The following is a 12,441-nucleotide window of genomic DNA, read 5'->3' on the forward strand; positions in this document are numbered from 1 at the left end:
AGTGTTTCTTTAAAAGTAGTGAAATTAAAGACACGCATTCCAAATAGGGTCATTTGGAGGTGGAGCAATAATTTCTAAAGGTTCTTTTTTTACCGGATGCATCAAACGTAGTTTTCGTGCATGTAAATGTATACTTCCGTCAGCATTGCTTCTGTCAAATCCGTATTTTAAGTCGCCTTTAATAGGGCTGCCAATGGCAGTAAGCTGTGACCTTATTTGATGGTGACGACCAGTTTCCAAATCAACTTCCAAAAGGAAATAGCGGTCTAATTTCTTTATGATGCGGTACATTAAAATTGCCTTTTTGCTATCTGTAACCTCTTTAATATGGGCATAAGATTTGTTTTGTTTCGTATTGCGCTTCATATAATGAACCAATCTTTTCTCAGCTTCGTTCGGACAATTTTTCACCACTGCCCAATAGGTTTTTTTTGCATCTTTCTCTGCAAACATTTTATTTAGCCTAGGTAAAGCTTTAGAGGTCTTTGCAAATACCACGATACCCGATGTTGGGCGATCTAGGCGGTGCACAACACCTAAATAGACATTGCCGGGTTTGTTATACTTTTTCTTTAGAAATGCTTTTACGGTGTCACTTAACGGTCTATCGCCAGTTTTATCACCTTGTACGATATCACCAGGGCGTTTGTTTATTACTATTAAGTGATTGTCTTCAAATAGTACTTGAAGATTATCTACGGTTGAATGTTGTTTTTTCGACAAATTTCAGTCTTATCTTATTAATTATTGTACTGCCTAAATTGCCAGTTTTTTTCCTCTTATGATTAAAAATATAAACATAAGAACGCCGATAGTAACAGCAACGTCTGCGATATTGAATATTCCCGTTCTCAATACGCCTAATCTAATCTGAAAGAAATCGTTTACGGACCCATAAGCAATTCGGTCTATTAAATTTCCTAATCCGCCACCTATGACCAAAGCAAAAGCAACAATCAATAAAAGATTTAAATTGGGTTTGCTCATAATTCTATAGAGCATTATCAATAGTAATAACATTGGTAATGCCTGTAGCAGAAATCTCTTTAAAATAGGAGGGAAGTCCAGTCCAAAGCCAAGCATAGCACCTGTATTCTCCACATTTGTAAGAATCAAATGATTTTTTATTACGGGAATAAAAACTTCTGGCTCTACTTTTTGGCGTGTTAGTTCTTTAGATACTTGATCGCAACCAACCGTCATTAAAACAATGATTAGAATCAAAAATTTACTAAAATATTTAGAACGCTTCAAAAGTGTTTGTTAATTAATACTGCTCATCATCATTCGGGAAATCTTGACTTTTTACATCGCTAACATAGTTAGATATAGCTTTACCCATTTCTTCATAAAGATTCATATACCTACGTAAAAAACGAGGGTTGAATTCATGCGTCATTCCTAATAAATCGTGAACTACAAGTACTTGACCATCAGCATGTTTTCCGCCGCCAATACCTATAGTGGGTATGGTTAGACTTTCAGAAACTTTTTTGGTAAGCTCAGCTGGTATTTTTTCAAGAACCAAACCGAAGCATCCTAGTTTTTCTAGAAGTTTAGCGTCTTCCATTAATTGTTCAGCTTCTTCCTCTTCTTTTGCACGAACGGTATATGTTCCGAATTTATATATAGACTGCGGCGTCAAACCCAAATGACCCATAACAGGTATGCCGGCAGCAAGAATTCTTTTTACCGATTCTTTTATCTCTGCGCCTCCTTCTAGCTTTACGGCATGTGCACCACTTTCTTTCATGATTCTTATTGCAGAACGAAGAGCTTCTTTTGGGTCACTTTGGTAGCTTCCAAAAGGTAAATCAACAACAACCAATGCTCTGTCAATAGCTCTAATAACAGAAGATGCATGATAAATCATTTGATCCAAAGTTATAGGTAATGTGGTCTCATGACCTGCCATGACATTACTAGCAGAATCACCTACCAAAATAACATCAACCTTAGCGGCATCTACAATTTTGGCCATTGAATAGTCGTATGCAGTAAGCATAGAGATTTTCTCTCCATTCTTCTTCATATCCACTAGTGATTTTACAGTGACCCTTTTATATTCTTTTTTAGCTACAGACATATTCTAATATTGATTAAGAACTATAAAAGTAAGGAGTTTTAATGAGATTAAGCATTCACTATATCATCCATTTAAAAGTGAGCATTTAAAATTTATCTATTTTTATGCTTAGTACTTTAAAGAAGTTGAAATATGAAATATAGCTATGTCCTATTTGCTTTATTTGCATGTAGTATGGTCATGCGCAATTAGAAGAAAAAGTGAGGGTTAGGGTTGCGGTAGAGCGATTCTTTTATGCTTTCAACAATCGAAATGAGCTTGCGATAAAGAAACTTGTTAGTCCTGATGTTTTGATACAGACCATCGGTCAAAACGTACAAAACAATATGATAGTTAGAACCGAAAATTTTAATGATTTAATAAACTTCATAATAACCACACCCGATTCTATAAGTTTTAAGGAAAAGATACTAGATTATAACATACAAATAGATGGTGGTATGGCGCACGTTTGGGCACCATATGAATTTTGGTATAATGAAGAATTTAGTCACTGTGGGGTTAATTCTTTTCAGCTATTTAAAGATGATGATACTTGGAAAATTATATACTTAATTGATACCAGAAGAAAAGAAGAATGTAATCAAGTTTCAGATAAAAACTAATATTCTATTTCCAAGATCTTGAATTTGAAGCATCCGCAGAAGGAAAATCTTTAGGCACCGTTTGTGTAACCTCTCCTGTGGCTGCCCATTCTGTACCTCGCTGTAAAGTTGTAATAAAACCTACACATTCCATTGAATAATCGAAATGACCTAGCGTAGAATGAAAAACACGACCTTTTCCATAATTAATTGCCATAAGTTGAGGCACGTTCTGTCCTAAACCTGTTACATTAGGATCCCATGGTGGAGCATTTTTTTCTACATCGGCATAAGCTGTTGTTAATATTGTAGCATTTTCAAACGGTCCCCTCATGCGTTCGTACATTTCGTCTGGTGTGTGCAACCATTTCTCAGGTATGCCTTTCATTATAGGATGCTCCGGAGCTCTAGTTGTTAATTGAAACTCATATTCAGGTCCGTGAGAACCACAAACTCCTTCAGAAGAATCTTTTATTAGTTCACCAGCATCATTGTAATATACGTAAGGTCCAGATTTTTCATCTCGACCTCCCCAAGCACCTAATCCGATCATTTTATTAAATTCGTCCCAATCACCCCAGGCATTGTTTGCGGCATGCACTACTACTAAACCACCACCATTGTTCATATATGTTTCAAAATCATCTCTGGTTTTCTCAGGCCATAAGGGAGAATCAGCGCCAAGGTTAGAAATAACAACATCGTAATCATTGAAATTAAATGTAAATTCTGATGTCTGAATTGGACTCTCAGATATATAATAGGTCTTATCTTTTAATGGGTAAGTTTCTATAAATGAAAGGTACGCTTCTGGTCTATCTTTATTGTATTTAATACCCAACCACATTGAATCCATTCTTTGAATATCTACCGTAAATAGCTCGGTCTGTTCTAGGTAATCTTTCATCATCATGGTCGTTTTTGGCCATATGTAATGATTGTTTTGTCCGTCAATAATCAAGGCTTTTAGTTTCGCTGTAGGTTGAACTTGTTCGGCTACTTCTTTCTTTTTTTCTCCGCAAGACGTTAGCGCTAAACTTAATAATACAACTATCATTAAATTTTTCATGCTGAAGGTTTCATATAAATGTTGACTTTAAATGTACATGAACTAGATAAGATGACAAAAACCAAATTAAAAATAAGTTAGATGTAAAAAATGTAATTCTTGTTGCGGATGAAAAAAACTGCTATTAAATTAGCGTAAAACAAAAGATAGCATAAAATGAAATTATTAGGAATAGGGTCTAGAATTCTACATAAAGAATTAGGTAAAGGTGTAATTACAAATGTTTCTAGTACCATGTATTGGGTTACATTCATGGATAATGGTCTAGAAACCATCGACATAGATTCTGAATATGAGGTGATAGATGCTATTGAAAATGAGGTAGATACCGTAAGTTTTTTCGATGTAGAAAGTTCTTTGGTTGCTATTCTTCAAAAGTGGAGCGACACTACGCAACGTGTTGCCATTGCAGATAAATGGAAAGGTGGAAATATAGTTTTAGAGCCTGGTGAAAGCGGCGGTAGTAATAAAGAAATACCAATAAATACTTTCTTTCATAAAATAGTGATCGTACGTGATCGCATACGTGTTATGGAGCAAAAAATAAACTCGAGTAAGAATTTAGATGATCAGGAAAAAATAGACCTACAGCAATATATTACCCGTATTTACGGAAGTTTAACAACGTTTAATGTACTGTTTAAAACCAAAGGAGATCAGTTTATTGGAGAAAAAGGAGGGAAGTAGTTTCGTTTTTAATTTTGAACGCTAAGCGCTTTAACAATTTCGTATTGTTTATCAATTATAGCTTCGTTAAAACCATGGGCTGCATTAGAAACAGTGTAATATTCTTTTCTTGGAGCCCTAATTTTTTCAAAATAAGGCTTGTTAAGTTCCGTAGAACATATTATATCATGCTTGCCTTGAATCATAAAAACGGGTAATCGAAAGACAACTGCGGTATTATTAAGGTTAATATCACTAACCATTGATTTTACTCTAATACGTTGGTCTCCAACAAGGTTTAGAAATGAGTAATCATCACCATTATATCGATCTCTACTATCTTTATTATTTTCGTATTCGGAGGCAATTTTCCACCAGTTAGAAGGTGCAGGTTTAGAATGTTCTTTTTCAAACTGTTTTACTACACGTAAAAGCTGACCGTAGTTTTTGGCAATTTGGTATGGCGGTGGACCTAAATCTTTAAGTTTTAAAAGCACTTGTTTGTCCTCATTTTCTTCAGCTAATTTGTATGCTTCTAAATAGGCATTTTTTATGTTTTTAGAAAAATTCACAAATTGGGCATGACCAACATAGGCATGAAATAAATCTGGATTCTTTTGTGCCATCTGTGTAGCTAGAATAGAACCCCAAGAAGTGCCCATTAATATTACTTTTCTTTTGTCTAAACGTTTCAGTAAATATTCGGTGACAGCAATGCCATCATTAGTCATATCTGCTACAGATAGCAGGTTATTAGCATAAAATTCATCATTAATTTCTTTAGGACAATTTCTGCCAAATGTTCTGCCGGCACCTCTCTGATCCCAATGAACAATAGTAAACTCTTTCATCCATTCAGCATATACATCATCTTTATAATGACTCATAGTGCTACCTGGTCCGCCATGTATCAGTAGAACAACTGGGTTGCTGGTGTCATTACCGTTAATGGTAATCCACTGTTCAATACCACCTATGCTTATGAACTTATTTTCTGCAATTTTATTTTGACTAAAAGATGTATTAGCTGTCAATAATAGAAAAAGAAAAAGCGAGGTTTTTAACTGCATTTTATAGATGATTTGAAGATGAATAAATAAGATACTAAGATATCTTTCATTATTCTATTTATAGTTATAAGGTGTCCGTCTTAACTTTTATTTTACTTTATGATATATTGCATAAATTTTTATACCTCTAATAGAAAACGTAAAACGGTTTTTAGTTTTTCTTCAGCAACATTTCTAAAATCAGATAAATAAATTTCTTTATGAACTTTAGACTTTCTTTTTAGATTTTTTGACATGGCAAAAGCTTCCATTTTTTCAAAGGTTTCAATTTCATTGTCATAACTGCCAATATGTAGCATTTGAATACATGGGCCTTCGGTAATTTCTGTAAACTGTATACGTTCTAAAAGTCTTTGTGGTTTCTTTTTTTTAGTATGCTCAAGCATTTCATTAAAAAAATCAATAGATATAAATGCCGGTTGCCTAATCATTAAATTATAAACCAGTTCATCTTTATTTAGTACGCCTTTATAGTTCTTTTTTGCTCTTTCAGAAATATCCCATTCGCCTTCTAATGGGTAAACCGTCCAATCAATATAGTTTTCAGGTACAACTGTCTTTTTTTTCAATGTCATTTTTATTGCATAGGCGACACTGTATAAAGCTTGAATATGTTCTGTGAAAAGTGGACTATTTGGATTTCCCTCTCCGTGTATGCTCAAATATTTAAACTTTGGAATGGTAATTAGTTCGGGTGTAATCTTGGGCATATAAATACCTTTTTCCGTTTTTCTCCATTCATGTTTTACAATCGGCTTCATATAAACAAAGTAAATAAATAAGACAGAAGGTTGCACCTATTGCATAAGTATTGTACAAAATGTAGTATTTCAATATAGTTTTGTTGCATAGTAATCATTCATTTAACTCTTGTTTTGATATATTTTTTAACAACCATGGTTATTAATTGTGCATTAGTTATTTTAGGATAAAATTTATAATATGGGTCAGGTCATAACATTCGGTGAAGTATTAATGCGAATTTCACCAAGAGGTAACAAGAAGTTTGTTCAATCTAATATTGTAGAATTTTATTTTGGAGGAACAGAATTGAATGTAGGTATCTCCATCTCTAATTTTGGGGGCAGCGTAAAACATATTAGTGCAATTTCTGATGACTTTATTGGAGATACTGCAATGACTTATATTCAAAAGTTTGGTGTAGATACTTCGGCAGTGGTAAAATCAAGAAGACCTTTGGGAGTCTATTTTCTGGAAGTAGGCGCAGTTATTAGACCAAGTATGATATCTTATAACCGATCACATTCGGCATTCTCTGAAATTGAACCTTCAAAGGTGAATTGGGAAAATGCATTAGACGATGGAGAATGGATGCATTGGACAGGAATAACGCCAGCCTTATCTCAAGGAGCTTTTGATGTTTTAAAGGACGGTTTAAAATTAGCAAGACAAAAAGGACTTACCGTTTCTGCAGATCCCACGTACCGCAGTGGACTATGGAAATATGGTCAAGACCCAAAAGTAGCGCTCATAGAACTATTACATTATTCTACAATATTTATTGGCGGTGTAAATGAGATCAATGAGGTGTTGGGCACAGATTTTAGCTACAGTAATGAAGATTTTATTGAAGCTAGTAAGCAGCTAATAGCAGAGTTTCCATCCATAGAAAAAGTATTCGATAAAATAAGAACTTCTTTAAACTCTTCATGGCATAAAATTAGAGCTAGAATGTGGAATGGTATTGAATTTAGAGAAACTGAAGATATTGATATTACCCATGTTGTTGACCGTATTGGTACAGGTGATGCATTTGCGGCAGGTTTAATTTATGGATTGCAACAATATGATGATTATAAAGCAATGGAGTTTGCAAGTGCCGCATGTGCTTTGAAACATACTTATGAAGGTGATGTAAACTTTGCTACCGTTAATGAGGTCAACAATATTATTGCAGGAAATATTACCGGTAGATTAATGCGTTAAATTATTATTAGAATTATTTCCACTTACGTAACCTTAGTATCGCTTTTAGTTTATGAATACTTTTAGAAAAACCAAATGAAAAAGCAAAGGTGGTTAACAGCGCAATAAATGCTAGAGCACCAAGAGCACCACCAAAGCCTTGAAATAAATTATTCTTATTAATATATATAATACTAAATAGACAGCCTGCTATTGCTAAATGAATATAACTTCTTCTGGTCGTTGTTGAAATCATACCTATAAAAGAAGTTCCTATAAATACAACAGGTATATTTTTTGTTAGGTAAGTATTTAGCAAATCAGGGAAACAGTAAAAAAACAAGCCTATTAATAATGATAATAGTGCAGATGCTCTTACTGCACCTTGATTGTGATGATGACTAACGTAAAAAGTCATTGTTGCACCTAAAATGCCGATTACTATTATGATGAAATTATTCATTACGCCATGAGGTTAATTAGATATACAATAAATACACCTAGAAAAGCCATGGTGCCTAACTTACCACCAATACCTATAAATAGGTTTTTTGATAGTAGAAAGAATAATCCGGCGATGATACCTGCAGATAATACAAAGCCTATTGTTGGTGTAATGGTATTACTTGACATACCAACAAATACTCCACAATAAATGGCTCCTGGGAGTTTTTTTAAGTAGCTAGATTGCTTATTGAATATAGGAACTAGCGAACCTAATGTCCCAATAATTCCTGCAGATAAAACACTGCCTAATTCATAATTTACATTTAGTAAATGGCAAGCAATAGCTCCTACTGGTACCCAAATAACAACAGATAATTTCTCATAATCATATTTGCTATGATGTAGGTCTAAGTAGCTATGCCCAAACAATACCGTAGCAGAAATAAAAAGTATCGTTATAATGGCAAAATAGTTACTAGTGTCGTAATTACTTTTTAAAATTAAAAATAGAAATACAATTTGTATAATTAAAACAGTAGCTAACGTAAACGTACGGATTGCTTTGTTTTTCTTCATCAGGTAATTTATATTTTACTATTACGGTAAAATGTTTCTAAGCTCTCTTGCAAAGTTTATAAATAACTTTTAATTCAACTATTCGTAGTTTCATTTATTTTAATAAAACATTTGTTTTATACAATCTTCTCATCTTTTTAGATAACTTATAGGTTTAAATATGGAAGATCAGAGTTGTTGAAGTTTAGATTATTGATATTAAAGCTATTAAAACAACATTTTTTAATTAGTCATTTATAGTTCTTGTAATAGTACCATTTATAGTACATATCTGTTTTACCGTATTGTAAATAGTCCCGTGCTTTTCAATATTTTTTTGAAGTAAATCTATGTTTAGTTTAGTATCATTACTATAAATGTTTAAGTTGTACAGAATGTTATCCATTCTTGGTGGGTTATCTAACCTTTCAGCTTTTACCTCTAATGTAGTATGGTTATATTTAAATTTCATCAACAAAGAAAAGCGCTCTACATTTTTTAGCATACACGAAGCAAAAGAGCCTAAAAATAACTCAGCAGGATTTGGTAGTGACTCTGAAGTCTTACTGGTAGAGCCAAAGACAATATTAGATTCCTTTATATGTATTTCGCCATCATTATTGAAATCTGAGATAGCATTTATTTTATAATTCATAATTGAATTTATTTTAAAATAAAAATTAAAGAAATTCAGTAGTACCCATTAAAAAAGGAAATGAATTAGTAAATGCAAAATGATACATCGAGCTTATAGCTATGCACCCGAAGCAAATCTTTTCATTACGTTATTTTCACCTAAAAATAGATATGGTCTAAATCTCATTTAAAAACAATGCTAAAAGTACAATGCGAGGTTTATTAAATTTATGATTTAAGTCAGCTACAGTAAAACTAAATTAAACCGCTTCCTTTTTTTCGGACAAGTATTTCCAATAACGCTTTGGTACATGTTGAACATGTAACTTATTATTGATCCGAGATTTGATAGTTGTACTTTTAAAGTAGTTGTTCCAAAGGTCTTGATATTCATATTCCACTTCTGTAAATGCAGAACTTTTTTCAATACTATTTGAGTGAATATCTGTTAAGTCAAGTGATATAATTTCAACAGTGTTCAAATCATAGAACAATCCGTATTTACGCTTTAGATCATAAATTATCCATTGTTGGTCGGCGTAACGATTTCTAAAATGCTTAGAGATTAACGGCAATACATCAAAATCTGGTTCTATGTTCGCAAAATAAACATCGTCTTTTGTTAATTGAAATCTTACAAAAGCTTCCATGCGATGCTTTTCTCTCCCGACCTTATGTGCAAGTTGATTTATCTTTAAAACTCCATCATCACTAAAATCAGTTGCTCCCTTATATTTACTTCCCATTAACTTTTGAATATAACGGTAGATTAAAGCTTCCATATTATTCTGTTCGCTCAAGAAGGCAAAATAAATATTTTTAATAGCAGTATTACTTTTGTTCCGTACTCCGTTCCAAACCCGTTGTGCTTTTTCAATATTTGTAAAAATAGTTTCTGTTTCAGCAAAAAGTCCGCTTTGTAATTGCCCTTGTTTTTGAATATCGGCATGTGTAAGCTTTTGTTCAAAGCCTATAAATACAGCAGTTAAAAAACCATTAAAACTACCATCGTAAACTAAAGTTTTTGAAGCATTCATAATAACCAGTTTTAGAAGTTGAAGAAAAAGATTCGTGATACAATTTTTAGTCTTTTTTTAATCTTAGTTTTTAATAATACCATTTGGTATCCTATTGCTAATATTTGACTCTGACTACGGTCAATTATAGTATTTAAAATTGAAATATTTGTCGAGTTCAATGTGTTATTAATATTTTCCATAGTCATTTGGTTTAATTAAATTATTAGTTTAGTTAAATAAGGATAATTGATTTTTGAATTTGCTATTTTGAGATTGAAGAATCATTCCTTTTATGGTAACTGCGTCTAAATCTCTTCGTTCCCAATCAGAAGAGTTACAGATAATAAAATACTTTGCTCGATTGAGTGCAATTCCCATTTTTTTTAGATGCTCCCAACTTAATCGGCGGTATTTTCTTCCGCTTATAATTTTATGAACAGAGCCCATACCTATACCCGGAATTCTTGCTAATATTCGTGGTTCTGCCTTATTAATATCTACAGGAAAATGATTTAGATTTCTAAGTGCCCACATCAATTTGGGATCGATATCCATATCTAAATTTGGATTATCTCTATCTAAAATTTCATTGACACTAAAGTCGTAAAATCGAAGTAACCAATCTGTCTGATATAATCGGTTTTCTCTAAGCATGGGTACTTCAGAACCCAAAGAAGGTAATCTGCTGTCTGTAGAGATAGGAACATAACCAGAATAGTAAACCCGCTTCATCTGATAGTTTTTATAAAAGTGAGTGGCAGAATACATAATATCTTTATCACTTTCACCTGTAGCACCTACAATCATTTGCGTGCTTTGCCCTGCAGGAGCATATTTTGCAGTGCTTTTAATAATTTTACTTTCTTCCTTATAACGTATAATTTCATTCTTCACCTTCAGCATTGGTTTAATGAAATCTTCATGTTTTTTATCTGGAGCTAAAAGTTTAAGGCCGGAGATAGTGGGGATTTCAATGTTAACCGATAAACGATCAGCATATAAACCGGCCTCATACATTAATCCATCACTTGCACCAGGTATTGATTTAAGGTGAATATACCCGTTGAAGTTTTCTTCTTTGCGAAGTTTTTTTGCAACAGCTATCAAACGTTCCATAGTATGATCTGCGCTTTTAAAGATGCCTGAACTTAAGAATAGCCCTTCTATATAATTTCTCCTATAAAAATTAATGGTAAGATCTACTACTTCCTGAATTTTAAATGCAGCTCGTTGAATATCATTGCTTTTACGGGTAACACAATAGGCGCAATCAAAAATGCAATGATTAGTCAGCAAAATCTTTAAAAGCGAAACACAACGACCATCTTCTGTATAGGTATGGCAGATGCCATTACCAGTATCACCTAAGCCATTATCCTTGTTTTTGCGGTTGCTGCCACTACTTGAGCAGGACACATCATATTTAGCGGCATCGGCGAGAATATTTAATTTTTCTTTTATTCTATTAAAATCCATAGTAATTGGTAATTAATCCAAAATTATGGAAATATTCCTAATTATGGAAATAATCCAAATAATATTTTGGATATAATCCATAATCACTATATTTGAAGTATAAAGAAGTTTAAAAATCTTTATTGAAGCGGAAAAGATTATGGAAAACGAATTGACATTAAAGCGATTTACTGATTTAAGAAGAGAGCTAGGCTATACTCAAGCAGATTTTGCTACACTAATTGGTGTTTCTAATACAACAGCAGATATAGAGCGAGGTAGAACTAAACTTTCTGGTAAAGTTGTTTTAGAGTTGTTGAAGCAATTTAAAATTAATCCGCTTTGGTTGTTTGGTGAAAGTGAAGAACAGTATTTAGAGACTTCAAGAACTAGTGTTATACCTAAAGTGGTAACGGTTGATTCTGCAAATCGCGAAAATATGGTTTTGGTGAATGCAAAAGCAGCAGCCGGTTATCCTCAGAATATATCAGATACTAGTTGGTATCAACAATTACCTGCATTCGATTTACCTATTCCTGAATTTAGAAATGCAACCTATAGAGGATTTCAAGTAGAAGGTGATAGTATGTTACCTAATTTACATCCAGGTGAATGGGTTTTAGCAAGGGCAATTGAACATATAGATTATGTGAGTGCAAATAAAATGTATGTTGTTGTACTTCAAGATTCCATTATGGTTAAGAAAGTAGAAAAACGACCGAACTCAAATAATATTACCTTAATCTCTTTAAATGAAACCTACCCGCCTTATGATATTAAACCATTTCAGATTCAAGAAATATGGGAGGTTAGTAGTAAAATTACTTTTAATGTAGATGCTACTACAGATAATAGTCTTTTACGTCAGTTACAAGAATCAATGAAGGAGTTAAAAGATCAATTACAACACGTTAAGAAGGTTAACTAA

At 33.0% G+C, this 12,441-nt stretch carries 15 protein-coding genes; 4 read left to right on the forward strand and 11 right to left on the reverse strand.

Going from position 1 to position 12,441, the window contains the following annotated elements; translation table 11 throughout:
• Positions 1-24: 24 nt before the first annotated feature.
• The 3 genes from Q4500_RS10050 to panB are packed head-to-tail and all read right to left on the reverse strand — an operon-like array spanning position 25 to position 2,086.
• Complete coding sequence (locus Q4500_RS10050; protein WP_303599540.1) at positions 25-723, reverse strand: RluA family pseudouridine synthase; 699 nt, start codon at positions 721-723, stop codon at positions 25-27.
• A 33-nt stretch (positions 724-756) separates the two neighbouring features.
• Positions 757-1,224, reverse strand: a complete 468-nt coding sequence (gene lspA / locus Q4500_RS10055; protein WP_303599541.1) for a signal peptidase II — start codon at positions 1,222-1,224, stop codon at positions 757-759.
• Between the two features lie 43 nt (positions 1,225-1,267).
• Positions 1,268-2,086: a 3-methyl-2-oxobutanoate hydroxymethyltransferase gene (panB, locus tag Q4500_RS10060; protein WP_299317464.1), complete on the reverse strand. Its 819-nt coding sequence runs from the start codon at positions 2,084-2,086 to the stop codon at positions 1,268-1,270.
• Between the two features lie 326 nt (positions 2,087-2,412).
• Here panB and Q4500_RS10065 point away from each other — a divergent pair, with 326 nt between their 5' ends.
• The gene (locus Q4500_RS10065) at positions 2,413-2,691 is read left to right on the forward strand and encodes a hypothetical protein (protein WP_303599542.1); all 279 of its coding nucleotides are present in this window, start codon (positions 2,413-2,415) and stop codon (positions 2,689-2,691) included.
• A 4-nt stretch (positions 2,692-2,695) separates the two neighbouring features.
• Here the strand turns inward: Q4500_RS10065 and Q4500_RS10070 are convergent, their stop codons facing one another.
• Positions 2,696-3,739 carry a ThuA domain-containing protein gene (locus Q4500_RS10070; RefSeq protein WP_303599543.1) on the reverse strand — a complete coding sequence of 348 codons (1,044 nt, stop codon included), beginning with the start codon at positions 3,737-3,739 and terminating at the stop codon, positions 2,696-2,698.
• Between the two features lie 156 nt (positions 3,740-3,895).
• Between Q4500_RS10070 and Q4500_RS10075 the strand changes: the two genes are divergently transcribed.
• Positions 3,896-4,426, forward strand: a complete 531-nt coding sequence (locus Q4500_RS10075) for a hypothetical protein (RefSeq protein ID WP_303599544.1) — start codon at positions 3,896-3,898, stop codon at positions 4,424-4,426.
• 8 nt (positions 4,427-4,434) lie between these two features.
• On the opposite strand, the gene Q4500_RS10080 is transcribed toward Q4500_RS10075, so the two are convergent.
• Positions 4,435-5,475 carry an alpha/beta hydrolase gene (locus Q4500_RS10080; RefSeq protein ID WP_303599545.1) on the reverse strand — a complete coding sequence of 347 codons (1,041 nt, stop codon included), beginning with the start codon at positions 5,473-5,475 and terminating at the stop codon, positions 4,435-4,437.
• A 119-nt stretch (positions 5,476-5,594) separates the two neighbouring features.
• Entirely contained in the window at positions 5,595-6,236 is a 642-nt protein-coding gene (locus Q4500_RS10085; RefSeq protein ID WP_303599546.1) for a GyrI-like domain-containing protein, read from the reverse strand.
• 181 nt (positions 6,237-6,417) lie between these two features.
• On the opposite strand from Q4500_RS10085, the gene Q4500_RS10090 reads away from it, so the two are divergent.
• Positions 6,418-7,422, forward strand: coding sequence for a sugar kinase (locus Q4500_RS10090; protein WP_303599547.1), 1,005 nt, complete (start codon positions 6,418-6,420; stop codon positions 7,420-7,422).
• 13 nt (positions 7,423-7,435) lie between these two features.
• Here Q4500_RS10090 and Q4500_RS10095 read toward each other — a convergent pair whose 3' ends face one another.
• The 5 genes from Q4500_RS10095 to Q4500_RS10115 all read right to left on the reverse strand — a co-directional run bounded on the left by Q4500_RS10095 (position 7,436) and on the right by Q4500_RS10115 (position 11,534).
• Complete coding sequence (locus Q4500_RS10095) at positions 7,436-7,864, reverse strand: hypothetical protein (protein ID WP_303599548.1); 429 nt, start codon at positions 7,862-7,864, stop codon at positions 7,436-7,438.
• Positions 7,864-8,424, reverse strand: a complete 561-nt coding sequence (locus Q4500_RS10100; RefSeq protein ID WP_303599549.1) for a hypothetical protein — start codon at positions 8,422-8,424, stop codon at positions 7,864-7,866. The genes Q4500_RS10095 and Q4500_RS10100 overlap by 1 nt, the downstream gene beginning before the upstream one ends.
• Before the next feature lie 226 nt (positions 8,425-8,650).
• The gene (locus Q4500_RS10105; RefSeq protein WP_303599550.1) at positions 8,651-9,058 is read right to left on the reverse strand and encodes an OsmC family protein; all 408 of its coding nucleotides are present in this window, start codon (positions 9,056-9,058) and stop codon (positions 8,651-8,653) included.
• A 241-nt stretch (positions 9,059-9,299) separates the two neighbouring features.
• The gene (locus Q4500_RS10110; protein ID WP_303599551.1) at positions 9,300-10,076 is read right to left on the reverse strand and encodes a TIGR03915 family putative DNA repair protein; all 777 of its coding nucleotides are present in this window, start codon (positions 10,074-10,076) and stop codon (positions 9,300-9,302) included.
• A 210-nt stretch (positions 10,077-10,286) separates the two neighbouring features.
• Positions 10,287-11,534, reverse strand: a complete 1,248-nt coding sequence (locus tag Q4500_RS10115; protein WP_303599552.1) for a putative DNA modification/repair radical SAM protein — start codon at positions 11,532-11,534, stop codon at positions 10,287-10,289.
• Between the two features lie 139 nt (positions 11,535-11,673).
• Here Q4500_RS10115 and Q4500_RS10120 point away from each other — a divergent pair, with 139 nt between their 5' ends.
• Entirely contained in the window at positions 11,674-12,441 is a 768-nt protein-coding gene (locus Q4500_RS10120; protein WP_303599553.1) for a LexA family transcriptional regulator, read from the forward strand.

The organism is Maribacter sp. 1_MG-2023 (assembly GCF_030547005.1).
Classification (GTDB): Bacteria; Bacteroidota; Bacteroidia; order Flavobacteriales; family Flavobacteriaceae; genus Maribacter.

Bases quoted from the DNA above. Each gene is read 5' to 3' on its own strand.
- Q4500_RS10070 (WP_303599543.1), bottom strand. From the start codon at position 3,739: ATGAAAAATTTAATGATAGTTGTATTATTAAGTTTAGCGCTAACGTCT.
- Q4500_RS10120 (WP_303599553.1), top strand. From the start codon at position 11,674: ATGGAAAACGAATTGACATTAAAGCGATTTACTGATTTAAGAAGAGAG.
- Q4500_RS10095 (WP_303599548.1), bottom strand. From the start codon at position 7,864: ATGAATAATTTCATCATAATAGTAATCGGCATTTTAGGTGCAACAATG.
- Q4500_RS10100 (WP_303599549.1), bottom strand. From the start codon at position 8,424: ATGAAGAAAAACAAAGCAATCCGTACGTTTACGTTAGCTACTGTTTTA.
- Q4500_RS10080 (WP_303599545.1), bottom strand. From the start codon at position 5,475: ATGCAGTTAAAAACCTCGCTTTTTCTTTTTCTATTATTGACAGCTAAT.
- Q4500_RS10085 (WP_303599546.1), bottom strand. From the start codon at position 6,236: ATGAAGCCGATTGTAAAACATGAATGGAGAAAAACGGAAAAAGGTATT.
- Q4500_RS10115 (WP_303599552.1), bottom strand. From the start codon at position 11,534: ATGGATTTTAATAGAATAAAAGAAAAATTAAATATTCTCGCCGATGCC.
- panB (WP_299317464.1), bottom strand. From the start codon at position 2,086: ATGTCTGTAGCTAAAAAAGAATATAAAAGGGTCACTGTAAAATCACTA.
- Q4500_RS10105 (WP_303599550.1), bottom strand. From the start codon at position 9,058: ATGAATTATAAAATAAATGCTATCTCAGATTTCAATAATGATGGCGAA.
- Q4500_RS10065 (WP_303599542.1), top strand. From the start codon at position 2,413: ATGATAGTTAGAACCGAAAATTTTAATGATTTAATAAACTTCATAATA.
- Q4500_RS10110 (WP_303599551.1), bottom strand. From the start codon at position 10,076: ATGAATGCTTCAAAAACTTTAGTTTACGATGGTAGTTTTAATGGTTTT.
- Q4500_RS10075 (WP_303599544.1), top strand. From the start codon at position 3,896: ATGAAATTATTAGGAATAGGGTCTAGAATTCTACATAAAGAATTAGGT.
- Q4500_RS10090 (WP_303599547.1), top strand. From the start codon at position 6,418: ATGGGTCAGGTCATAACATTCGGTGAAGTATTAATGCGAATTTCACCA.